Below are 23,591 nucleotides of genomic sequence, written 5' to 3' on the forward strand. Positions count from 1 at the left end.
TGTGTAACTTTTCCTGCCGGGATAGCATTCCCATCACGAATTTGTGGGTATATTTCACTCTACCTGATACTCAATTAGGCATTTCCTGTTTTAATCTCATAAATAACCGGCTTGTTATCTGGAGATCTGGCAATAATATCAGGTCTTGTCCTCCCGCTTGCGAAACCATTTTTGAACGTTACTTCACGACTACTAACACTATACCCCCTGCGGTGGCTGCAACCAGATTTTTAACCGTGCGGCTTCTGCCCAAATCTTTCAGGGTTTTGCCGACGTTGCCTTTGTTGTTAACCAGTGAAACGGAAGCTTGGGTAGCCAGCGAGGTAAATGTTGCGTTGGCGGCGGCGGATGTGGTTCCCTGTGCTGCGCCAATCAAACCGGCACCGGTTCCTCCTGTTGCTGCGGCTACTGCCAGGGCGATAATGGCGGCTCCGGTCAGGCCTTCGGCTTTATAGTCCCACTTGTCGTAGACAAGCTGCACCTGTTTCCAATCGACGGTTTTGGCCGTCTGAAGCTGTTTCAGGTAGGCGTATTCGGGCTGTTTGGCCAGTTTTTCGATTTCGGTTTTCAGATTGCCTTTGGGAATGTCGGCGATGTAGCCGCCGGGGGCGGTCAGTACGGGGGCGACGGGGCCTTTGAAACTCGGCAGTTTGAGGGTTTCTATGTTACTGCCGCGCCCGGCCTGTTTTTGCCAGAGAGCGGATTTTCCGGTACTTACGGTTTCGGTATATACGCTGTTTTTGATGCCTTCGAGGATAACCTTGGCATCGGCTCGCGCCTGTGCGCCTGCGCCTGCACGGATCACTGCGCCGCCGAGGGTGGTTTCAAACTGTGTCCCTTGAAGCTTGGTATCCCAGCCTGATTGTAGGTTTGCCGATTCTGCCGCTACGCGGCTGGGAAGCGCGGTTTGCATCACTTGGGTCGAGGTGTCGTGAACCCTATTGTAGGTAATGCCGATGAATTTGCGTTTTTTACGGCTGTCGAGTTTGTCGTAATTGATTTCGTCGACGGCGCGCAGGGTCAGTTTGCGCCCGGCTTCGATATGGACGCTTCCTTTGGGTGCATCAAATACGGTGGCGTAAGCATCAATGCTGCCGCCGGATTTGATTTCGATGCCTTGCGATGCACTGAGATTGACCGGATCAGCCTTGGCATTTTTATGCTCTTTAACTTCGGTAACGTGTTTGCGGTTGTACCATTTGCCGGTTTTATAACTGCGCTTGTTGAAAGTAAACAGCTCTCCCTGTCCGGCATAATAATATTGGTCGCCGTAGGATTGCAGCCGGATTTTACCGTTGTCGGCGCTGATATCGGTTGCACTCAGCAGAATGCGGCAGCTTCTTGAGTTGCGCGGATATTATCTGCATCACCTGAGCCGTGAATTCATCATGGCGGTCGTAGCGGCCAAGCCTTGTTCAAATAGTACTAAAAACCGTTATCTGGCTTTGATTCGGGCAATACTCAATAAAGCCGTCAAAGAGTGGGAGTGGTTGGATAAAGCCCCATATTTGAAACTTTCATATAGTGAATCCACTTTAAAATAGTACGGCGTTGGCTCGCCCAGCCGTATTATCTATACTGTCTTCGGCTTGCCGCCTTGTCCTATTTTTAAAGTGAATCCACTATAGTGAACCGAAGCGGCGTATTCGCTGGTTGGCCAAACAAGAGACCGCACAAAGCTGAGTGCCGCTCTGCCGACTTATATGGCTGATATGGTTGTTTTCAGCCTGGCAACAGGATTGAGACAGCGTAATGTTTTGGATATGGAGTGGTCGCAAATAGACTTAACCGCGCGAAGGGCATGGATACACGCTTCAGACAGTAAATCTGGTAGAGCAATAGGTGTTGCTTTGAATGATACGGCGGTTACCGTTCTGCTAAAACAGAGGGGAAAGCATTTCCGATTTGTTTTTACACAACAGAATGGCCGTAAAGTTCTAAGCATTAGCTCACGGATTTGGGAAAACGCTTTGGTCAAAGCAGAAATTACGGATTTCCGCCGGCATGATTTGCGCCATACATGGGCTGGTTGGCTGATTCAGGCAGATGTTCCGCTGGCCGCCCTGTAAGAGACGGGCGGCCGGGAAAGTGTTGAGATGGTGCGCCGTTACGTGCACTTAATTCAGTACAGCATTTACAAAATCACGCGGCTTTATTGGATAAGATGAATCTTGCCGATGGCACAAATTTGACACACTTGGACAAAGGAAAGGAGAAAGAAGTATCCAAGCTGTTGATTTATTTGGTGGGTCCGGTGGGTTTCGAACCCACGACCAAGGGATTATGAGTCCCCTGCTCTAACCCCTGAGCTACAGACCCGTCAGAAGCAGGGGCGTATTGTATCATAATTTAACCGATCCGCAAGATTGTGCCATAGGGGGAAATTGGCAAATCGGGCGGTATGGGGTGTATCGGTTGGATATGGTTTTAACGCCGCTCAATCCGGCAAAACGCGTTATAATCAGCCCGACTGCTTTGGCAAAGCTTAATGAAAAGGCCGTCTGAAAAACATGCGGCTGAAAGAGAGTCAAAATGAAATACAAAGACTTACGGGATTTTATCGCGCAGCTTGAGGCGCAAGGCAAGCTCAAGCGCATTTCCACGCCGGTATCGCCGGAATTGGAAATGACCGAGATTGCCGACCGCGTGTTGCGCGCAGAAGGGCCGGCGCTCTTGTTTGAAAATCCGGTTCGCGCCGATGGCACGCGCTACGGCTATCCGGTGTTGGCGAACCTATTCGGTACGCCCGAGCGTGTGGCGATGGGTATGGGTGAAGACAGTGTATCGAAATTGCGCGAAATCGGCCAAACGCTGGCTTATTTAAAAGAACCGGAGCCGCCTAAAGGCATTAAAGATGCCTTTTCCAAATTGCCTTTGTTGAAAGATATTTGGAGCATGGCTCCGAACGTGGTGAAAAACGCGCCTTGCCAAGAAACCGTGTTGGAAGGCGAGGCGGTCGATTTGTATCAATTGCCGATTCAGTATTGCTGGCCGGAAGACATCGCGCCTTTGGTGACGTGGGGCTTGACCGTGACCCGCGGGCCGAATAAGAAACGCCAAAATCTCGGCATTTACCGCCAACAATTAATCGGCAAAAACAAGCTGATTATGCGTTGGTTGTCGCACCGTGGCGGCGCGTTGGATTATCAGGAATTCCGTAAACAGAATCCCGATGCACCGTATCCGGTTTCCGTGGTGCTGGGCTGCGATCCGGCCACCATTTTGGGCGCGGTGACGCCGGTGCCCGATACCTTGAGCGAATACCAGTTCGCCGGTTTGCTGCGCGGCTCGCGTACCGAATTGGTGAAATGTATCGGCAACGATTTGCAGGTGCCGGCGCGTGCTGAAATCGTGTTGGAAGGCGTGATTCATCCGAATGAAACCGCACTGGAAGGTCCTTACGGCGACCACACCGGCTATTACAACGAGCAGGATTGGTTCCCGGTGTTTACCGTTGAGCGCATCACCATGCGCAAAGACCCGATTTACCATTCCACCTACACCGGCAAACCGCCTGATGAGCCGGCTGTGCTCGGTGTGGCACTGAACGAAGTGTTTGTGCCGCTTTTGCAGAAGCAATTCCCCGAAATCGTCGATTTCTACCTGCCGCCGGAAGGTTGTTCTTACCGCATGGCGGTGGTGTCGATGAAGAAGCAATATGCCGGACACGCCAAGCGCGTGATGATGGGCTGCTGGTCGTTCCTGCGTCAATTTATGTACACCAAATTCATCATTGTGGTCGATGAAGATGTGAACGTGCGCGACTGGAAAGAAGTCATCTGGGCGGTCACTACGCGAATGGATCCGGTGCGCGATACCGTTTTGGTGGAAAACACGCCGATTGATTACCTTGATTTTGCCAGCCCGGTCAGTGGGTTGGGCGGTAAAATGGGCTTGGATGCCACCAATAAACGGCCGGGCGAAACCGAGCGTGAATGGGGCAGGGTGATTGAAAAAAATCCTGCCACCGTGGCCAAAGTCGATACTATGTGGAAGGATTTGGGCTTGTAAAAATGATGTGTAAAGGCCGTCTGAAAAATATTTTTTCAGACGGCCTTTATGTTTTTGTTCACTCTTTTTTCCCAAAATCAAGTGCTTTTAAAATCAGAATATTTATATCAAAATAATATGGTATTTATTGTGCTACATCAAAGTTAGAGAGTAGGGGGTTGGGATTATACTGTTGCTGACAAATATTAAATCCCGATTTCATGCATACAGGAACTTAATGATGGACAAGAAAATGGGTTTTAAGCCGATTCCGACTGCAATTGCGGCGGCGTTGGCTTTATTGATTTGGTTTGTGATTCCCGTGCCTGAAGGGGTAACGCCCGATGGCTGGCATTTGTTGGCGATGTTTGTTGGCGTGGTAGCGGCGATTATTGGCAAAGCTATGCCGATTGGTGCGATTGCGATGATTGCCATTACCTTGATTGCGCTCACCGGTGTTACCAACGACACGCCTTCGGGTGCGGTGAAAGATGCGCTGTCGAGCTTTTCCAGCTCGCTGATTTGGCTGATTGGTGTGGCGGTTATGATTTCGCGAGGCATTTTGAAAACCGGCTTGGGCGCGCGCATAGGTTATTTGTTTATCGCCGTGTGGGGTAAAAAAACCTTAGGCATAGGCTACAGCTTGGCTTTATCCGAGTTGCTGTTGGCGCCGGTAACGCCGAGCAATACCGCGCGTGGCGGCGGCATTATCCATCCGGTGATGAAGGCGATTGCGTCAAGCTACGACTCCGATCCGGAAAAAGGCACGCAAAACCGCATGGGTAAATACCTGGCACTGGTTAATTACCACAGCAATCCGATTACGTCGGCCATGTTTGTCACCGCCACCGCGCCCAATCCGCTGGTGGTGGAGTTGGTGGCCAAAGCGACTGACAGCGATATCGAGCTTAGCTGGGGTACATGGGCGCTGGCAATGTTTGTGCCGGGCTTGATTGCCATGATTTTGATGCCGGCCGTACTGTATTTCATTGCACCGCCGGAAGTGAAAGAAACGCCCAATGCCATGCAGTTTGCCAAAGACCGCCTGCAAGAGCAGGGGCCTATGGGTCGCGGCGAATGGATTATGCTGGGCATTTTCGGCATTTTACTGTTTTTGTGGGCAGGTATTCCGGCATTACTGTTGGGCAAAGCGTATGCGGTTGATGCCACCACTACCGCGTTTATCGGCTTATCGCTGCTGCTGCTCTCTGGCGTATTAACTTGGGACGACATCCTGAAAGAAAAAAGCGCGTGGGACACCATCACTTGGTTTGCCGCGTTGGTGATGATGGCTACTTTTTTGAACAAGCTCGGCGTGGTGACATGGTTTTCAGGTTGGTTGGAAAGCAGCATCGCCAGCACCGGTATGGGCTGGATGGGCGCATGTGCCTTGCTTTTATTGGCTTATTTATATGCGCACTATATGTTTGCCAGCACCACGGCCCACATCACCGCCATGTTTGGAGCATTTTACGCCGCCGGTATCGCCTTGGGTGCGCCGCCGATGCTGTTTGCTTTATTGATGGCTGCTGCCTCCAACATTATGATGACTTTAACTCACTACGCTACGGGTACTGCGCCGATTATTTTCGGTTCGGGCTATTCGACGCTGGGTGAGTGGTGGAAAGTCGGCTTTATCATGAGCGTGGTCAATCTGTTGGTGTTTGTGGTGATTGGCGGCATTTGGTGGAAAGTGTTAGGCTATTGGTAAGGTAATTGGCTATTTAGGCCGTCCGAACATGATTGTTCAGACGGCCTTTTATAATGTTTCGCTGCTATCAGCTTGTTTTTGCTATATAATGCCGAACTTGATAAAGTTTTTATTCCATACCCGATTTCATGAAACTGTTTCCGACCTACCGACGCTGGTGGCGTTTTAAATCGTTCCGTAACGATGCCACCTTACCGGCGCATACGGCGGATTGTCCTGATTGCGGCTGCCGCACCGACATTCCGCGTTTGCAGCAGGGGCAGGAAGCGCATTGTCCGACGTGTAATCACGAATTGGTGCAAGTCGGAAAAAATCCCTACATCGCGCCGTTGGCTTATGCCGCCACATCACTGATTTTGATGGCTTTTGTTTACACCATGCTGTTTATGAAAATCGAGATGATCGGGGTCGTGTCGATTTTGACCTTGCCGGAAATGATGCGGCTGCTGGTGTTGCAGGAATTCGGTTTTTTGGCCGAAGTGATGTTTATTCTGACTTTCGGTACGCCTTTACTGTTTTTGCTGATGTGCGTGTATGTGTATTCGGCATTGGCAATGGAAAAAATGCTGCCGGCGCTGTTTTATTGCACGCGGGTGCTGGTGCGTTTGCGCCATTGGATTATGGTCGATGTGTTTTTTATTTCGACGCTGGTGGCGTATATTAAATTGTCGTCGGTGTCGGAAGTCACGTTTGGGCCGGCTTTTTATCTGATGTTGATTTTGGCGGTTATGCTGATTCGCACATCGGTATCGATTCCGCAGCACTGGGTGTATTATAAAATCCACCGCATTTTGGGCTTTAACGCAGTTCAGACGGCCTCGGATGATAAAATCTGCTGCAGCCGCTGTCTGTATTTCCGTGATGCCAATGAGCAGACGTGCGGCGTTTGCGGTGCGGATTTATATCGCCGGCGGCCGTATAGTTTGCGCATTTCGTTGTGTTTTTTAATTGCAGCGGCAATTTTGTATGTGCCGGCCAATGTGTTGCCGATTATGATTTCGTCTAACCCGACCGCGTTGGAAATCAACACCATCATGAGCGGCATTATTTATATGTGGCACGATGGCGATAAGCTGATTGCGGCGATTATTTTCAGCGCCAGTATTTTGGTGCCGGTGTTGAAGATTGCGGCAATGGCGGTGTTGATTGCATCTGCCTATTTCAAACCGCCGCTTGCTGCGCCTCGGATGTCGGTGATGTATCGGATTACCGAAGCCGTCGGCCGCTGGTCGATGATTGATATTTTTGTGATTATTATTTTGATGAGCGCGTTTCACACCAATATGGCACGGGTGGTGCCGGGAGAAGCCGCTGTGTATTTCTGCTTGGTGGTGTTGCTCACCATGCTTTCTGCTTATTTTTTCGATCCGCGCCTGATTTGGGACAAAGTTTCAGACGGCCATAGTGAATATGAACGATAATTTAAACCAACCTGACAACCATTTGCCGCCGCCCCCGCCGGCACGCATTAAGAAAACCAACGTGTTCACTTCGGTGGTGTGGCTGATTCCGCTGATTGCCCTGATTGCGGGCGGCTGGCTGCTGATGAAGCAAATCCGCAATACCGGTCCGACCATCACCCTGCTGCTTGACAGCGCCGACGGCATTGAAGTCAACAATACCGTGATTAAAGTGTTGAACGTGGATGTCGGCCGCATCACCAAAATCAAATTGCGCGAAGACCGCAAAGGCGTTGAGGCCACTGCGCAACTGAGTGCCGATGCACAAGATTTAATCCGTAAAGACACCCAGTTTTGGGTGGTGAAACCGCGTATCGATCAGAGCGGTGTCACAGGCTTGGGCACGCTGCTTTCCGGCTCATACATTGCCTTTACCCCAGGCACCAGCGCGAAAGAAGAATCGGTGTTTAAAGTATTGGATATTCCGCCGATTGCGGCCATCGGCCAACGCGGCCTGCGTCTGAAATTGGTCGGCGCTAACGACAAAATTTTGAGCGTGAGCAGCCCTGTTTTGTATGAAAACTTTATGGTGGGGCAGGTGGAAAGCGCGCGTTTCGATCCTAATGACCAAACCGTGCATTACACCATCTTCATCCAAAGCCCGAATGACAAGCTGATTCATGCCGAAAGCCGTTTCTGGTTGGAAAGCGGCCTCAACATCCAAACATCGGGCAGCGGCATCCAAGTGAATTCAGCACCTTTACCGGCTTTGTTGTCGGGTGCGATTGCGTTCAGTTCGCCGAAAACCGATAATGCACAAGCGGTTAAAAACGAAGACACTTTCACGCTTTACGACAGCCGCAGCGAAGTAGAAAACCTGCCGGACGGCCGCTCGCTTTACTACACCGCCTTTTTCAAACAATCCGTGCGCGGTTTGAGTGTGGGCGCGCCGGTGGAATACAAAGGCATCAATATAGGCGTGGTGTCGGATTTGCCGTATTTCGCCCGCAACGACAGCCTGAACTTGTTTGCCAACGGCTGGATTCCCGTGCGTATCCGCCTGGAGCCGTCGCGTTTGGAAATGAATGCCGATATGCAGACCAAAGCACATTGGCAGCGGCAGTTTCAGACGGCCTTAAACCGCGGCCTCACCGCCACCATTGCCAGCAACAACCTGATTACCGGCAGCAAATTGGTCGAGCTCACCGACGAACCGTCTTCATTGCCGAAGCTGAAACCGCATACAGTGTACGGCGGTGATACCGTGATTGCCACGCGCGGCGGCGGTTTTGACGATTTGCAGGCGCAATTGGCGAATCTGTTGGAAAAATTCAACAAGCTGCCGCTGGAGCAAACTGTCGGTAACCTGAATACATCGTTGGCCGAACTGAAAACCACTTTGAGATCCGCCACTACGGCTTTGAATTCGGTGGATAAATTGGTCGGTAAACCGCAAACACAGAATATTCCGAACGAAATCAACCAAACCTTGAAAGAATTGCGCCAAACCCTGCAAGGCGTGTCGCCGCAATCGCCGATTTACGGTGATGTTCAAAACACCTTACAGAGCATCGATAAAACACTGAAAGATGCGCAGCCGGTGATTACCACCTTAAAAGAAAAGCCGAATGCGTTGATTTTCAACAGTAATACCGAAGATCCTATCCCGAAAGGAAGCCGATAATGCGCCTTTTAGCCTTAAGTTGCACCGTGTTGCTCGCCGCTTGCAGCACACCGCAAAACACCCGATATTTTGTGCTGCCCGACAGCCAATACACCCAGCCGCGCCAAGGCAGCGAAATGGCGGTGAGGGTATATCCGGCCGAGCCGCTGAACCAAGGTGGACTGGTGTATCAAACCGACGCGCATCATTTGAATTTTGCTAAAAACCATTTGTGGGCAAGCCCGCTTGATAGTGCTTTGGCCAATAGTTTGAGCAACAAACTCAACCGCTTAAACGGCCAATATACCTTTATCCCTTCCGGCCGCAGCCAAAGCAGCCAGGTGCTGAAAGTGTATATCGAGGCGTTCAACGGCAGCTACCAAGGCCAAACCGTGGTCAGCGGCTACGCGCTGTGGCCGAACGGGCAAAGCAAGCCTTTCCACGTCGAAACGCCGCAGCAGGGCGACGGCTATGCGGCTATGGTCGATTCTTTGGAAACCGGTTTGAACCGAGCCGCCGAACTAATGGCTTATTAGTCATAAAGGCCGTCTGAAATTGAACTGCCCCCCAATACTTGGACAAGTTAAGAATCTTTCTCAAACAGCCTTTTCAAGCTGGGTTCTGTAGCCGACAGGACTCAGCTTTTTTAAGTTTAAACTAATCCGCTCATGATTGTAGTAACGTATGTAATCATCTATTACCTCTGTCAGCTCTGCCACCGACAACGCACCTTCCTGATAGAAGCTCTCTTCTTTTAATGTACCGAAGAAACGCTCCATCGGCGCATTGTCCCAGCAATTTCCTTTACGCGACATGCTTTGCACCATTCCTTTCTCAGCCAGTTTCGCCCGATAAGCCCCGGTGCGGTAAAGCACACCCCGGTCGGAATGCAGCAGCGGCGTTTGGCCTTTCAGACGGCCAAATGCTTTATCCAACATTTGCGCCACCAGTTTACTGTTTGCTCTGCGGCTTAAAGAATAGGCCACAATCTCCCGATTAAACACATCCGATATCGGCGATAAGTACAGCTTCCCGTCTGTGCATTTGAACTCCGTCACATCGGTCAGCCATTTGTCTGCCGGTTTGCCGGCAGTAAATTCACGATTAAGAATATTATCCGAAGCCTCTCCTATTACCTGCGGACGGTAGGCTTTTTTGCTGCGGACTTTGGCTTTCAGTCCCAACAAACCCATAATGCGCTGCACTTTCTTTTTGTTCCACGACAATACGGCGGCAATCCGCCGATGACCGTAGCGGCCTTTGTGTCGGCGATAGACTTCACTTACTGCGGTTTTGGCCGCCGCATCGGGATCGGCTTTGCCGATATGGTAATGAAAGCTGCTTTTGGGAATGCCGGCACTGTGCAGCAGATATTTCAGCGGGTGCTTCGCTCTCAACGTTTGAACGGTTTCGCAGCTTTGGCGGCGTTCTTTTCGTTGAGGGCTTTCATGTGCTTTAGGTAGTCGTTCTCCGCCCTCATGTAACGTAACTCTTCAATCAGTTCCGCCCGGGTTTTTTCGTGGTCGGGTTTGTCGGCGATAAACGGGTTTTTGCGTTTGGTCTTCATAAACGTAGCCTGCGGGTGTTGAAGTGCGGCGATACCGCCTTGCCGATAGGCGGCTATCCAACGGCGCAGGTGGGTGCGCGAGACGTTGAAGTGCTCTGCGGTGCGCTGTTGGCTGTGCACTTGGTGATAATGGAGTACGGCTCGGTATTTGAAGTGTAGGTTATATTTGGACATAAGAAAACTGCACCTTTTAAAGTTGGAGGGGTGTCCAACTTTTGGGGTGCAGTTCAAAGATTTCAGACGGCCTGTTCTATTTATACAGATTATTTAGCGTATTGTTTCAACAATTCGGCAAAGTCCTTTGCGGTTTCAGGGTGTTTCAAACCATAAGCCAAAGTGGCTTCCAGATAACCTAATTTGCTGCCGCAGTCGTAGCGTTTGCCTTCGAAAGTGTGTGCCAACACAAATTCGTGATCGAGCAGGCGGGCGATGGCATCGGTAAGTTGGATTTCGTTGCCTGCGCCACGCGGCAGGTTGGTCAGCAAATCAAAAATGCGCGGGGTCAGGATATATCGGCCGACCACGGCTAAGTTAGAAGGTGCTTCTTCTGGCTTTGGTTTTTCCACGATATTGGTGATGCGCTGGAAATTTTTGAGTTTTTCCACTTCGACAATGCCGTATGAACCGGTTTGTGATGGGTCTACAGTTTCCACGCCCAATACACTGTTGCCGCTTTGGTTGTAGATATCGGCCATTTGTTTCAATGCACCTTGCGGGGCATCAATTAAGTCGTCGGCCAAAATCACGGCAAACGGTTCGTCACCCACAGCGGCACGGGCACACAACACGGCATGACCCAAGCCCAATGCTTCGGCTTGGCGGATATAGAGACAAGTGATTTCAGGCGGCAGAATGTCTTTAACGTGCGCTAGCAGTTTTTCTTTGTTGCGCTGTTCCAATTCGGTTTCCAGCTCGTAGGCTTTGTCGAAATGGTCTTCGATGCTGCGTTTGTTACGGCCGGTCACAAACACCATTTCGGTGCAGCCTGCGGCAACGGCTTCTTCAACCGCATATTGAATTAAAGGCTTATCCACAATCGGCAGCATTTCTTTCGGGCTGGCTTTGGTTGCAGGCAGAAAACGCGTGCCCATACCGGCAACGGGGAAAACGGCTTTTCGAATTGGTTTCATAATATTTCCTTGAGGTGGTTGAATAAGGTTAAATATTTGACCTTAAAATTTGAAAAAATTTATTTTCTTTATGGATTTAACAATGCCAATAGGGCAGCTTCATCCAACACGGCTACACCTAGCGCATGAGCTTTTCCCAGCTTGCTGCCGGCAGCTTCGCCTGCGACCACGAAATCGGTTTTCTTCGATACGCTGCCGGAAACTTTACCGCCGGCAGCTTCAATCATGGCTTGTGCTTCGTCACGTTTTAAGGTGGGCAGGGTGCCGGTTAAGACGAATGTTTTGCCAAACAGGGACTCGGCTATTGTCGCGGTTTCAGACGGCATATGTGCCAAAAATTGCTGTATGGTCATTAAAAGCGATGAATTGGCTTCAATGCTGCGCCATTGCTGCCAATCGGCGGGTAGGGCTTTGTCGTGGATTAAGCCTTCCACGCTTTTACCGGCCAAATCCCACAGTGCGGCGGCTTTTTTCCCGCTGATTTTGAAACCGGGCAGACGGTTGATCCAGCGTTCGGGTGTGACGTATTGTGCCAGTGGCAGGGTCACGCTTTGTGTTTGCGGCGCAACGCCGACAGCCAGCAATTCGTCAATCATGTTTTGCTGATCGGGTTGGGCGAAGAAGTGGGCAATCGAATGCGCCACCACGCTGCCGATGTCGGGCAAGCACGCCAAAACAGGCTCGGGCGCGCGGCGTACGCTTTCCAAATTGCCGAATGCTTGCGCCAATGATTTTGCCGTGCGTTCACCGACATGACGGATGCCGAGTGCGAACAGGAATCGTGCCAAATCGGGTTGCTTGCTGGCTTCAATGCCGTCGAGAATATTTTGTGCCCACTTGGCCGGCGATGCTTTTTTGTTGCTTTTGAGGCCGTCTGAAAGAGGCAGGGCGGGTTCGGACGGCATATCTTCTGCATTAATTTGTGCTTCCGCTTGTTCGGCGGTTTCCTTCATTTTTTGCAGGGCAGCGATATCTAAGCGGTATAAGTCGGCAAAATGTTGCACCAAGCCCTGAGCCACCAACTGCTCGACTTGGCGTTGGCCGAGGCCGTCGATATCCATGGCTTTGCGTGAAGCAAAGTGAATCAAGCCTTGCGCCCGCTGTGCTTGGCAAAGCATACCGCCGCTGCAACGTGCCACGGCTCCACCTTCTTCACGCTCGATGCCGCTGCCGCAAATCGGACAATATTCGGGTAGGCGGTATTGCGGATAGAGCGGTCGGATATCCGTTTGTGTGTTTTTAGGCGGCGTAGCAAACAAATCATCTTGCAGGCCGTCTGAAAAATTAGTTTTTATTTCAGCCGCTTGCATTGGACGGCGGTCGAATACTACGCGAACCACTTCAGGAATCACATCGCCCGCGCGGCGGACAATCACCGTATCGCCGATGCGCACATCTTTGCGCTGCGTTTCGCCTTCGTTGTGTAGGGTGGCATTGGTTACAGTCACGCCGCCGACAAACACAGGTTGTAAACGCGCCACCGGCGTAACCGCACCGGTGCGGCCGACTTGCACATCAATCGCTTCTACCACGGTCAAGGCTTCTTCGGCAGGGAATTTATGCGCAATCGCCCAGCGCGGTGCGCGCGAAATGAAGCCCAGCGTTTCTTGTTGCGCCAGGCTGTTGACCTTCACCACCATGCCGTCGATTTCATACGGCAGAGAAGGGCGTTTTTGCTGCATTTGTTCGTAAAAAGCCAATACTTCGCCGATATTCGGGAGACAACCGAATTGGCCGTAGGGCAGGCTGAAGCCAAGTTCGCCCAAATAAGCCAATTCTTGAATGTGTTCCTCCGAAACGAAGCCGCCTTCTTGTTGCGCGATGCCATAGGCAAAAAAGTGCAGTTTGCGTTGGGCAGTAATTTTGGAATCCAGTTGGCGTAGGCTGCCCGCAGCCGCATTACGCGGATTGGCAAACGCTTTTTGGTTTTGCTCGGCCTGACGCCGGTTGAGCGCGGCAAAATCGGCTTTGAGCATTAACACTTCGCCGCGCACTTCAATCAATTGAGGTACATGATCACCATGCAGACGCAAGGGAATATTGGCGATGGTTTTCACATTTTGCGTGACATCTTCGCCCGTTGCCCCATCGCCGCGCGTGGCCGCTTGCACTAATACGCCGTCGCGATACAGCAGGCTGATGGCCAAGCCGTCGAATTTCGGTTCAATGACATATTCGGCTGATGCCCCGTTTAAACCGCCGCGCACGCGCTCATCAAAAGCGTGCATTTCCGCATGGTCGAACACGCCTTCTTCGGTTTGCGGTGAAAAAGCATTGTTCAGCGACAACATCGGCACGGTATGGCGCACGCCGGCAAAACCATCCAAAGCTGCACCGCCGACACGCTGGGTCGGGCTGTCGGGCTGTTTCAAATCAGGGTGCTCCGCTTCCAATGCTTCCAGCTCGCGGAACAAGCGGTCGTACTCGGCATCGGGTACAGTCGGCGCGTCGAGCGTGTAGTATTCGTAGTCGTAGCGGTTGAGTAGGGCGGTTAGGTTTTGGATTTTTTGTTCGGTTGCATTCATGGTTTAAAATGTTCAGACGGCCTTTGCATAATAAACAGGCCGTCTGAAAAAGCATAAAAAAGATAGAAAGATAAGTGGATTTTACCTGAAAAAAAGCGGATACACTGTTGTGCGTATCCGCTTTTTTTAGAGAAAAATGGCTTTATGAGAACAAACGCAGCGATTGTTTGCTGCCCGGTTTGATGCCCACTTTCAGCATTTCTTCCTGACGCGCCAACACATAATTGCGCACGTCTTTCAGCCAAGGGGTAGACACTTCTTCCATTTTGTCGTTGACCAAATCCAAGCTCAATTGGCCGGACAATTTAACCGCCAAGTCCATAAACAGGTCGAAGGTTTTTTCACCGGCCGGAATGTGCGGAATGTCGAACAGCATGCTGAAGCCGCGGTAGGCCTGGTTATTCAGCAATGCGCCGGTAAACGGTGAATTGTCGAGCGACGCCAAGATAAACATCGGATTGCCTTTTTCATCAGGGTAGTGGAACGTGCCGTCTTCAGCCAGATTGAAGCCGGTGCCTTCAACGGCTGAACGCAATTCCAAGCCGCTGATGCTTGAGCGCGACACCAAGTGGATGGCGATGGTTTGGTCAACACGCTCGCAGAAATTGTCGAGTGCTTGGGCAACTTCGACAAAAGCCGGCAAATCGGTGTAGCGCACTTGGCCGCCGACCAATTGGGCGAAGGCAGAAACTTGTTGGTTGAATTGATCCAATTCTTCCGGCGAAGCCAAACCATTGCGGCTGACGGCTTGCAGACCCATCACGAAACCTTGGTAATACACGCCCGGAATCGGCTCGGCCACTTGGAAACGGTCATCCATGGTGCAGCCGACTATTTGGAAGCGGTGACGGTTAGACAAGCGAGGCAGGGCATGCAGTTCTTGTGCTTCATTCAAAGCGATGTAGGCCAGATAGTCAAAACGCGGGTCGAACCAAGGCAATTCAATTTGCACCAGCTCATCCAAACTCACTAAATTGCCGTGTTGCGGGGACGGCGTGGTCTGGGTGTTGATTTCATTGTTTAAACCAATCACGGTGTGATGAACCGGCTCATCGGTGAAATCGTCTTCCATCGCTAATTCGATGTCGGTTTTGATGGCGGGCGGTTTGGCCAATTTCGCTTTGGCAGCATAAATTTCATCTTGTTCTTGCAAATTGCGCAAAGCGGCTTCTTCGGCTTTGTTTGGTTTTTTCAACAAGAAACCGCGGCTGCCGGATTCTTTGCCGTCGCGCACATGGCTGGTTTTGCTGGCCAACAGCGCATCTTTGTCGGAATGGCCGAATTGCTCGCGCACTTGTTTGCGGTATTGGTTTTCTTGATACATATTGTAGGCAATCACGGCCAAAATAATGGCCAAGCCTAAAACGATAATAATCATGGTGGGCACTCTTGGGGAAAGAAATTTCTGGAGTGGCGCAATGCCGGATTCGAACCGCAATCGGGACATCACGGTAATGTTCGGATTATAACGAAATTTACCTGTTCTGGCAGCATTAAGCATAAAACCGGCGGCAACTTTGCTTCAGGCCGTCTGAAAAAGTCAACGTTCTACCGGAAAACCTGCTTTGATTAAACGCGGCCAATCGAAAAAACGGCCGGGATCGGTTTTGCGGTCGGGTGCGATATCCTGATGGCCGGTGATGGCTTCGATGGGGTATTGCGCCTGTAATGCGCTTAATAAATGGTGCAGGGTTTGATATTGTGCTTCGGTAAACGGCTCGAAATCGCAGCCTTCCATTTCTATGCCGATGGAAAACAGATTGCACTTTTCCCGCCCTCGGAATGACGACACACCGGCGTGGTAGGCCATGTCGTCGCACGAAACGAACTGCACCGCTTCGCCTTCGCGCGTGATGAAAAAATGGCTGGATACCCGCAAAGTATGAATCACGCTGAAGAACGGATGTTCTTCCGGTCGGATTTGGTTGGTAAACAGCTTTTCTACCGCGCCGTTGCCGTATTCAAACGGCGGCAGGGAAATATTGTGCAACACCACCAGCGAGATTTTTTCACCGGCAGGACGCGCTTCAAAATTGGGCGATTGGACTTGGCGGGCAGCCGACCAGCGGCCTTGTTGCCAAGAAGATGTGAAATTCATGTTTCAGACGGCCTTTAATCTTTGATACTTTTATTTTGATAAATGCTGCGTTAAGAGTAAATTTTCGGCAAAGACAGCGCATTCGGTTATACTGTCGCCGATTAAATTTGATGGCACATCCTACCATGTTGAATAAATTGTTGAAATGGCTGCTGGTGTTTTTGCTGGCCGTGATTGCGGCGGTGGCGGCATTGCTGTTTGTGCCGAAAGACAACGGCAAAATCTATCGCGTGAAAGTAACTAAAAATCAAGGTATTTCGTCGGTGAGCCGAAAATTGGCTGATGACGGCCTGATTTACAACCGTCACGTATTGATGCTGGCCGCATATGCAACTGGCACGCACAATCAATTAAAAGCGGGCACCTACCGCATGCCGGCCAAAGCATCGGCGTGGGATGTGTTGCAAAAATTACGCAGCGGCCGCCCGGACACCGTAAGCGTGAAAATTGTCGAAGGCATGCGTTTTGCCACCATGCGCAAAATCATCAACGAAACCGAAAGCATCCGGCACGACACCGCCCAATGGAGTGATGGGAGGCTGATGGCCGAAATCGCACCGGATGCCTTGAATCCGAATCCGGAAGGCCTGTTTTTTCCCGACAGCTATGAAATCGAGGCCGACAGCAGCGACATTCAGATTTACCGTTTGGCCTATAAAACCATGCGGCGGGAGCTCGGCGCCGCATGGGACGAACGCCAAAGCGGCCTGCCGTATAAAAATCCGTATGAATTGCTGATTATGGCGAGCCTTATCGAAAAAGAAACCGGCCATCCGGCCGACCGCGCACATGTGTCGTCGGTATTTAAAAACCGCTTGGCCACCGGTATGCGCCTGCAAACCGACCCGACCGTGATTTACGGCATGGGAGCAGCTTATCAGGGTAAAATCCGCAAAGCCGATTTGCGCCGCGATACACCTTACAATACTTACACCCGCGCCGGCCTTACCCCGACACCGATTGCCTTGCCGGGCAAAGCCTCGCTGGAAGCCGCCGCGCATCCTTCTGCCGAAAAATACCTGTATTTCGTGTCCCGAATGGACGGCACCGGCTTGAGCCAATTCAGCCATACTCTGGATGAACACAACGCCGCCGTACGCAAATATATTTTGAAAAAATAGCCTGCACATACAAATACAGATACGGGGCCGTCTGAAAAAATACTGCATTATCGTGTAGAATTTCAGACGGCCTAATATTATTTAAGGAACCCCATGAAAGCGCAATTCATTACGCTCGACGGCATAGACGGTGCCGGAAAATCGACCAACTTGGCTGTGATGCAGGCATGGTTTGACGAACGCCGATTGCCGGTGGTGTTTACACGCGAGCCGGGCGGGACAGCGATGGGCGAAGCCTTGCGCGAATTGCTGCTCAATCCGCAAACCCAAGTCGGCCTGCGGGCGGAAACTTTATTGATGTTTGCCGCACGGCAACAGCATTTGGAAAACGTGATTTTGCCGGCGTTGGAAAAAGGCATTCATGTGGTGTCCGACCGTTTTACCGATGCCACGTTTGCCTATCAGGGCGGCGGACGCGGTGTGCCTTTACAGGATATTGAAGTATTGGAAAACTGGGTACAGGGCGGTTTGCGGCCGGATTTGGCGGTGTTGCTGGATGTGCCGCTTGAGGTGTCGATGGCCCGCATCAGCCAAACGCGCGAGAAAGACCGCTTCGAGCAAGAGCAGGCCGATTTTTTTGTGCGCGTGCGTAACGTATATCTCGACCGCGCCGCAGCCGCGCCGAACCGCTATGCCGTGATTGACGGCAACCGCGGGCGCGAACGGGTGAAGCAGGATATTGAAGCCGTATTAAGCCGCCATTTCGGGCTTTAATTTAAAAATAAACAAAAGGCCGTCTGAAAAGCACAATGACCGCTTTTCAGACGGCTTTTCTTGCGTTTTATCAAATACTTTCCTACTGTTGGTAAAAATAATTAAATTAACGGTATGCCCAAGCAGGGTTGCATGTTAAAATTACGCCCGATTACATCGGCTTGAAATTATCGGGTTATCGCTTTTGTATCGCACCGCCCGACCGATTTTCAGACGGCATTCACTCTTCACAGCGTAAATTATTGCAACAGGATTAGCACAATGGAAAATACATTGAAAGATGCAGCACTGAAATTCCACGAATTCCCCGTTCCGGGTAAAGTATCCGTTACCCCGACGAAATCTCTGAGCACTTCGGAAGATTTGGCATTGGCCTACTCTCCGGGTGTTGCATTCCCTTGCTTGGAAATCGAAGCCGACCCGCAAGCCGCCTACAAATACACCTCTAAAGGTAATTTGGTTGGAGTCATTTCCAACGGTACCGCCGTTTTGGGCTTGGGCAACATCGGCGCATTGGCCGGCAAGCCTGTAATGGAAGGCAAAGGCGTATTGTTCAAAAAATTTGCCGGCGTGGATGTATTCGACATTGAAATCGACGAAAAAGACCCGCAAAAACTAGTCGATATCATCGCCGCATTAGAGCCGACTTTCGGCGGCATCAATTTGGAAGACATCAAAGCCCCCGAGTGCTTCTACATCGAACGCGAATTGCGCAAACGCTGCAAAATTCCGGTATTCCACGATGACCAACACGGCACCGCCATCATCACTGCCGCCGCCGTATTGAATGCCCTGCGTTATACCGGCCGCAACATCGGCGAAGCCACTTTGGTGTGTTCCGGCGCAGGTGCTGCCGCGATTGCATGTTTGAACCAATTGCTGGCGCTCGGCCTGAAACGCGAAAACGTGACCGTATGCGACTCTAAAGGCGTGATTTACCAAACCCGCGAAGACAAAGACCGCATGGACGAGTCGAAAAAATTCTACGCGGTAGAGGACACCGGTGCGCGCAACTTGGCTGATGCCGTGAAAGGCAAAGATATCTTCTTGGGCTTGTCAGGTGCGAATGTATTGACCCCTGAAATGCTGTTGGCCATGAACGACAAACCAATCGTGTTTGCCATGGCCAATCCAAATCCTGAAATCATGCCGCCATTGGCGAAAGAAACCCGCGCCGACGTGGTAATCGGAACCGGCCGTTCCGACTTCCCTAACCAAGTGAACAACGTATTGTGCTTCCCATTCATCTTCCGCGGTGCATTGGATTGCGGCGCAACCACCATCAACGAAGAAATGAAACTGGCTTGCGTGTACGCATTGGCGGATTTGGCGATGGAAGAAGTGACCGAAGAAGTGACTGCCGCTTACGGAAAAAAATTCGAATTCGGCGCGGATTACCTGATCCCAACCCCGTTTGATTCACGCCTGCTGCCACGCGTTGCCGCAGCTACGGCTAAAGCTGCGATGGATAGCGGTGTAGCGGCCCGTCCGATTGCCGATTTGGATGCTTACCAAGCCAAATTGAGCGAATGGAAGCTGTAAGGTTTGAATCCGCCGGGCATTTGCCTGATTGAATCCAAACCCTAAAACACAGGCCGTCTGAAACATTTGTTTCAGACGGCCGAATGTCTTTCCGGCATTTGCGCCACCATCTTACCGTTCGCTCTTCGGCCTAAAGAATAAGCTGCAATCTCACGGTTAAACATATCCGGTATCGGTGAACAGTACAGTTTGCCGTCTGTGCATTCAAACTCAGTTACGTCACTGCTTGAGTTTTTTCATGGTCGGGTTTGTCGACGGTAAACGGCTTCTTACGTTTGGTCTTCATACGGGTAGCCTGCGGGTATTGAATCGCCTTACCGGTTAGGCAGCTATCCGACGGCGCAGGTGTGTGCGTGAGACGTTGAAATGGTTTGCAGTGCGCTGTCGGTGTGCACTTGGCGGTAGTGGAGTACGGCTCGGTATTTGAAATCTGGTGTATATTTGGACATAAGAAAACTGCACCCTTCTAAGTTGGAAGGGCCAACTTTGGGGGTGCAGTTTTATTCAGACGGCTTTGATTATGTCGAAAACTTCAATTTATTTCGGTTTGCGGTACACATCGTGACATGATTTGCAGCTTGCGCCCACTTCGCCGTAAGCGGCTTTAATGGTTTCCAAATTACCGCCTTGTGCCGCTTCGTTGAGCTTGGCCACGGCAGTGTGGAATTTTTCTTCTTCGGCTTTGAATTTTGCTTCGTCTTCCCAAATGGCCGGCAGCGCATCGCCGTTGCCCTGCGGGTCGGATTGGAAATGCTCAAATGGCTTTTTGCTGCTTTCGGCAAATTTGGCGGCGTTGGCTTTAAAGGTCTCGACAACGTATGTTTCTTCGCCTTTCACCATTTTGCCCATGCTCATGAATTCCGGCATCATCGATTTGAACGCGGCGGTGCGCTCTTCGGAAATCGCGCCTTTCGGCTCGGCAGGTGCGCCGCCGCAGGCGGAAAGGGCGAAAGCGGCGGCCGCTGAAATCAGGGAAGTTTTGATTTTCATGGTGTGTCCTTGTGGTATGATTGTTTTGATGAAAGACGGGTGAGGCCGTCTGAAAAATAAGATGATGCAATCATACCTGAAACCGTGTGAAAAACGAAAGGAAACAGTATGGCGATTTTGATTACCGGTGCTTCGGCCGGATTCGGCGAGGCGATGTGCCGCAGCTTTGTGGCGGCGGGTTACCATGTCATCGGCGCGGCGCGGCGTTTGGATAAATTACAGGCATTGGCCGATGAATTGGGCGGCCGATTCTATGCGCTGGAAATGGACGTATCGAAAACCGAATCCATCCGCAACGCGCTCGACAGCTTGCCGGAAAATTTCAGCGAAATCGACTGCCTGATTAACAATGCCGGTTTGGCCTTGGGTTTGGATAATGCCGACAAAGCCGATTTCGGCGATTGGGAAACCATGATTCAAACCAACATCATCGGCCTGACTTTTCTCACGCGACAAGTATTGCCGCAGATGGTGGAACGCAATCAGGGCTATATCATGAATTTGGGCTCGATTGCCGGCACATACCCTTATCCGGGCGGCAATGTGTATGGTGCGACCAAAGCGTTTGTGCGCCAGTTCAGCCTGAATTTGCGCGCCGATTTGGCGGGTAGAAACATCCGTATCACCAACATCGAGCCGGGTTTGTGCGGCGATACTGAGTTTTCCAATGTGCGCTTTAAAGGAGACGATGAACGTGCGGCCGATTTGTATAAAAACGTGCAGTTTATCCGTCCGCAAGACATTGCCGACACCGCTTTGTGGCTGTATCAACGTCCGGCGCACATGAATGTCAACGCCATTGAAATCATGCCGGTGGCTCAAACGTTTAATCCGCTCAAAGTTACCAAAGACGAAACTACTGCCGTCGCCGCGGCGGAAGAGGGCTTCGAGAAACAAAGCATCTCATTATTCGACAAAATCAAATCGTGGTTTAAATAAGTTTACCCGACAGGCCGTCTGAAAGCAGCATAAGGCTTTCAGACGGCCTTGATGTATCTGAATACATACAAACACGCTATAATAAGGCCATCTGAAAAGGCCGTCTGAAAGCCCGTTATGAATCCTTTGAAACAGAAAATTTTAGAACAAGCCCGGATCGATGGCGCGCAGGTGACTGCTTTGCGCGAGCAGGTGTTGGATATCGTGTTGCAGCAAACCGGCGTCATCAAAGCCTACAATGTTTTGTCGCTGATGCAGCAGCAAAGTGAAGGCGTGGTCGCGCCGCCTACCGCCTACCGTGCCTTGGATTTTTGGGCGGAGCAGGGCGTGTTGCACAAAGTGGCCGCGGTCAACGGCTATGTATTGTGCAGCCACGCGCAGCATGAGTGCGGCGATCATTGCCATGACGACGAAGAAATCGCCACCCACCACAGCGCGTTTATTTTGGTGTGCACCGAATGCGGCGCGGTCGATGAGCAAACCCTAAGCCGGGAATGGACGGCCTTACGCGCCGGTGTGGCCGAAAGCGGCTTTGCCTTGAAAGAAGAACACGTTGTTTTAACAGGAATCTGCAAGAAATGTCAGTAAAGAAAACCAAAGTCCACCTGATTTCCGGCTTCTTGGGCACCGGCAAAACCACCGCGCTCAAGAGCCTGATGGCGCAAAAAGACCCGAATGAAAAATGGGTGATTATCGTCAATGAATTCGGCGAAATCGGCATTGACGGCGCGGTATTGAGCGATGAGGGCATTCCCGTGGCCGAAATTGCCGGCGGTTGCCTGTGTTGCACCGCCGGTGCGCAAATGGGCAGCACCGTGCAAAAAATGCTGCGCGATGCCGGGCCCGACCGCCTGATGATCGAAGCCAGCGGCTTGGCGCATGCCGCCAGCGTGATTGACGAACTCAAAGCACCGCCGTTGAAAGACTTGGTGGAAATCGGCGCAGTGTTTACCGTGGTCGATCCGCGCCAATTCATCGACCCGAATTATGCCAACCAAGCGCTGTATAAAGATCAAATCGGCGTGTGCGATGTGTTGGTGGCAAGCAAAACCGATTTGTGCGCGCCCGAACAAATGGCTGAGTTTCACGAAAAAGCAGCCAAATTGTTTCCGCCCAAAGCCAAAGTGGTCGAAGTGGCAAATGCCCGGCTCGACATTCAATGGTTGGATATTCCGGTGGTGGAAAAATCACGCTACCGCCTCAAAGCCTTGCCCGACAACACCATGGGTTTCCAATCCGAAGGCTTTACCTTTCCGGCCGGCAAAGAATTCGACGGCGAACGCCTGACCCGTTTTTTCAACGACCTGCCGAAAATGACCGAAGGCTTGGTGCGTGCCAAAGGCGTGTTCCAAGTGCTCGGCACATGGGTGTGGCTCAACTGGGTGGACGGCCAATGGGGTGCCAACCAAGTTTCATGGCGGCGTGATTCGCGTTTCGAACTGATTGCTAAATCGTTTGACGCGGATTTGATTCAGCAGAAATTGAATGAAGCGATGGAGTAAGGCCGTCTGGGTATTTAAGTTTAATGTTTGCCCTTGGGAGAAATATTTTTGAATTATAAGCAAATGAAAAATAAAATGTTTAGAAATTTCATATTGGGTACTTTATTTTGTATACCCAGTTTGGTATCTACATTTATTTCAATTTCAAAAATGTTTTATTTTAAATTAGATGATGGAAGCCAATTTGGACAGATTATTTCTAAGCCATTTAAAGATATTGTTTATTTTATTTATGAACGGAGTAGGTATTTGGATTTATTTTGGAATCATTCACCTGTACCAGATCCATCTAATATTCTAGACAGTCAGGGAATTAAATTTTTTGTGATTTATACAATATTTTTTATTGGATGGATATTTTTGAATTCCAGTATGGCTTTAAAGCGTAAATTAAAAGAAGTTGATGATAAGATTGAACGTGAGATGTTAATGAATTCTGTCGGAAATAACCTTGTTTCCAGAAAAGAAAGAGAATCTCAAGTTAGGTTGCCGGAATCAAATAAAATTCATGATTTATATATTGCGCCGTTAATTGTGGCAATAATTGGCGCGATAATTATTAAGTTCTTTGGTTTAAGTGGCTAATATTTTGAAATAAGGCAAGATAAAAGGCTGTATAGAAAGTAAATATAAGGTGGCTAATAAGCGTATTTCTACATTATATTATTGAAATGGTGGATTACTCTGCCTAACATTTCT

General features: G+C 50.6%; 20 protein-coding genes, 1 tRNA gene and 3 pseudogenes. 14 read left to right on the forward strand and 10 right to left on the reverse strand.

Going from position 1 to position 23,591, the window contains the following annotated elements:
• Positions 1-205: 205 nt before the first annotated feature.
• A pseudogene (locus tag H4O27_RS03165) lies at positions 206-1,330 on the reverse strand (DUF637 domain-containing protein); the annotation flags it as partial.
• Between the two features lie 61 nt (positions 1,331-1,391).
• Here H4O27_RS03165 and H4O27_RS13690 point away from each other — a divergent pair.
• Both H4O27_RS13690 and H4O27_RS12930 read left to right on the forward strand, forming a co-directional pair.
• A pseudogene (locus H4O27_RS13690) lies at positions 1,392-1,517 on the forward strand (phage integrase SAM-like domain-containing protein); the annotation flags it as partial.
• A gap of 186 nt (positions 1,518-1,703) precedes the next feature.
• The gene (locus tag H4O27_RS12930) at positions 1,704-2,069 is read left to right on the forward strand and encodes a site-specific integrase (RefSeq protein WP_241158677.1); all 366 of its coding nucleotides are present in this window, start codon (positions 1,704-1,706) and stop codon (positions 2,067-2,069) included.
• 174 nt (positions 2,070-2,243) lie between these two features.
• Here the strand turns inward: H4O27_RS12930 and H4O27_RS03180 are convergent.
• Positions 2,244-2,319: transfer RNA gene (locus H4O27_RS03180), tRNA-Ile, on the reverse strand.
• A 213-nt stretch (positions 2,320-2,532) separates the two neighbouring features.
• Between H4O27_RS03180 and ubiD the strand changes: the two genes are divergently transcribed.
• The 5 genes from ubiD (at position 2,533) to H4O27_RS03205 (ending at position 9,300) form a co-directional block, all read left to right on the forward strand.
• Positions 2,533-4,011: a 4-hydroxy-3-polyprenylbenzoate decarboxylase gene (ubiD, locus tag H4O27_RS03185; protein ID WP_165009464.1), complete on the forward strand. Its 1,479-nt coding sequence runs from the start codon at positions 2,533-2,535 to the stop codon at positions 4,009-4,011.
• 232 nt (positions 4,012-4,243) lie between these two features.
• Positions 4,244-5,701 (forward strand): DASS family sodium-coupled anion symporter, encoded by a 1,458-nt coding sequence (locus H4O27_RS03190; protein WP_165009535.1) that lies wholly within the window; start codon positions 4,244-4,246, stop codon positions 5,699-5,701.
• A 128-nt stretch (positions 5,702-5,829) separates the two neighbouring features.
• Positions 5,830-7,122, forward strand: a complete 1,293-nt coding sequence (locus H4O27_RS03195; RefSeq protein WP_165009462.1) for a paraquat-inducible protein A — start codon at positions 5,830-5,832, stop codon at positions 7,120-7,122.
• Positions 7,112-8,785, forward strand: a complete 1,674-nt coding sequence (pqiB, locus tag H4O27_RS03200; protein ID WP_165009460.1) for an intermembrane transport protein PqiB — start codon at positions 7,112-7,114, stop codon at positions 8,783-8,785. The genes H4O27_RS03195 and pqiB overlap by 11 nt, the downstream gene beginning before the upstream one ends.
• Entirely contained in the window at positions 8,785-9,300 is a 516-nt protein-coding gene (locus H4O27_RS03205) for a PqiC family protein (protein WP_165009458.1), read from the forward strand. Before pqiB ends, H4O27_RS03205 begins: the two co-directional genes overlap by 1 nt.
• 60 nt (positions 9,301-9,360) lie before the next feature.
• Here the strand turns inward: H4O27_RS03205 and H4O27_RS03210 are convergent, their stop codons facing one another.
• The 7 genes and pseudogenes from H4O27_RS03210 to ampD all read right to left on the reverse strand — a co-directional run bounded on the left by H4O27_RS03210 (position 9,361) and on the right by ampD (position 16,084).
• The gene (locus H4O27_RS03210; protein ID WP_193004245.1) at positions 9,361-10,161 is read right to left on the reverse strand and encodes an IS3 family transposase; all 801 of its coding nucleotides are present in this window, start codon (positions 10,159-10,161) and stop codon (positions 9,361-9,363) included.
• Positions 10,158-10,505, reverse strand: coding sequence for a helix-turn-helix domain-containing protein (locus tag H4O27_RS03215; protein WP_165009354.1), 348 nt, complete (start codon positions 10,503-10,505; stop codon positions 10,158-10,160). The genes H4O27_RS03210 and H4O27_RS03215 overlap by 4 nt, the downstream gene beginning before the upstream one ends.
• 89 nt (positions 10,506-10,594) lie before the next feature.
• Positions 10,595-11,461 carry a UTP--glucose-1-phosphate uridylyltransferase GalU gene (gene galU / locus H4O27_RS03220; protein WP_165010002.1) on the reverse strand — a complete coding sequence of 289 codons (867 nt, stop codon included), beginning with the start codon at positions 11,459-11,461 and terminating at the stop codon, positions 10,595-10,597.
• A gap of 68 nt (positions 11,462-11,529) precedes the next feature.
• Positions 11,530-12,771: a helix-hairpin-helix domain-containing protein gene (locus H4O27_RS13550; RefSeq protein WP_371865587.1), complete on the reverse strand. Its 1,242-nt coding sequence runs from the start codon at positions 12,769-12,771 to the stop codon at positions 11,530-11,532.
• A 36-nt stretch (positions 12,772-12,807) separates the two neighbouring features.
• A pseudogene (gene ligA / locus H4O27_RS13555) lies at positions 12,808-13,986 on the reverse strand (NAD-dependent DNA ligase LigA); the annotation flags it as partial.
• 142 nt (positions 13,987-14,128) lie between these two features.
• A complete protein-coding gene (locus H4O27_RS03230) occupies positions 14,129-15,364 on the reverse strand; it encodes a cell division protein ZipA C-terminal FtsZ-binding domain-containing protein (RefSeq protein WP_165009998.1) in 1,236 nt (411 codons plus the stop codon).
• Positions 15,365-15,526: 162 nt separating this feature from the next.
• Positions 15,527-16,084, reverse strand: coding sequence for a 1,6-anhydro-N-acetylmuramyl-L-alanine amidase AmpD (gene ampD / locus H4O27_RS03235; protein ID WP_165009996.1), 558 nt, complete (start codon positions 16,082-16,084; stop codon positions 15,527-15,529).
• A gap of 125 nt (positions 16,085-16,209) precedes the next feature.
• Between ampD and mltG the strand changes: the two genes are divergently transcribed.
• The 3 genes from mltG (at position 16,210) to H4O27_RS03250 (ending at position 19,461) form a co-directional block, all read left to right on the forward strand.
• On the forward strand, positions 16,210-17,205 hold the full coding sequence (gene mltG / locus H4O27_RS03240) for an endolytic transglycosylase MltG (RefSeq protein ID WP_165009994.1): 996 nt from the start codon (positions 16,210-16,212) through the stop codon (positions 17,203-17,205).
• Between the two features lie 93 nt (positions 17,206-17,298).
• Positions 17,299-17,919: a dTMP kinase gene (gene tmk / locus H4O27_RS03245; protein WP_165009992.1), complete on the forward strand. Its 621-nt coding sequence runs from the start codon at positions 17,299-17,301 to the stop codon at positions 17,917-17,919.
• A gap of 261 nt (positions 17,920-18,180) precedes the next feature.
• A complete protein-coding gene (locus H4O27_RS03250; protein WP_165009990.1) occupies positions 18,181-19,461 on the forward strand; it encodes a malic enzyme-like NAD(P)-binding protein in 1,281 nt (426 codons plus the stop codon).
• A 537-nt stretch (positions 19,462-19,998) separates the two neighbouring features.
• Here the strand turns inward: H4O27_RS03250 and H4O27_RS03260 are convergent.
• Positions 19,999-20,451 (reverse strand): c-type cytochrome, encoded by a 453-nt coding sequence (locus H4O27_RS03260; RefSeq protein WP_165009988.1) that lies wholly within the window; start codon positions 20,449-20,451, stop codon positions 19,999-20,001.
• A 108-nt stretch (positions 20,452-20,559) separates the two neighbouring features.
• On the opposite strand from H4O27_RS03260, the gene H4O27_RS03265 reads away from it, so the two are divergent.
• The 4 genes from H4O27_RS03265 to H4O27_RS03280 all read left to right on the forward strand — a co-directional run bounded on the left by H4O27_RS03265 (position 20,560) and on the right by H4O27_RS03280 (position 23,477).
• Positions 20,560-21,390, forward strand: coding sequence for an SDR family oxidoreductase (locus H4O27_RS03265; protein ID WP_165009986.1), 831 nt, complete (start codon positions 20,560-20,562; stop codon positions 21,388-21,390).
• Between the two features lie 117 nt (positions 21,391-21,507).
• A complete protein-coding gene (locus H4O27_RS03270; RefSeq protein ID WP_165009984.1) occupies positions 21,508-21,978 on the forward strand; it encodes a Fur family transcriptional regulator in 471 nt (156 codons plus the stop codon).
• Positions 21,969-22,892: a CobW family GTP-binding protein gene (locus H4O27_RS03275; protein WP_165009982.1), complete on the forward strand. Its 924-nt coding sequence runs from the start codon at positions 21,969-21,971 to the stop codon at positions 22,890-22,892. The genes H4O27_RS03270 and H4O27_RS03275 overlap by 10 nt, the downstream gene beginning before the upstream one ends.
• Positions 22,893-22,940: 48 nt before the next feature.
• Positions 22,941-23,477, forward strand: a complete 537-nt coding sequence (locus H4O27_RS03280; protein ID WP_165009980.1) for a YniB family protein — start codon at positions 22,941-22,943, stop codon at positions 23,475-23,477.
• The last annotated feature ends 114 nt before the right edge of the window (positions 23,478-23,591 follow it).

Source organism: Neisseria yangbaofengii (genome assembly GCF_014898075.1).
Classification (GTDB): domain Bacteria; phylum Pseudomonadota; class Gammaproteobacteria; order Burkholderiales; family Neisseriaceae; genus Neisseria; species Neisseria yangbaofengii.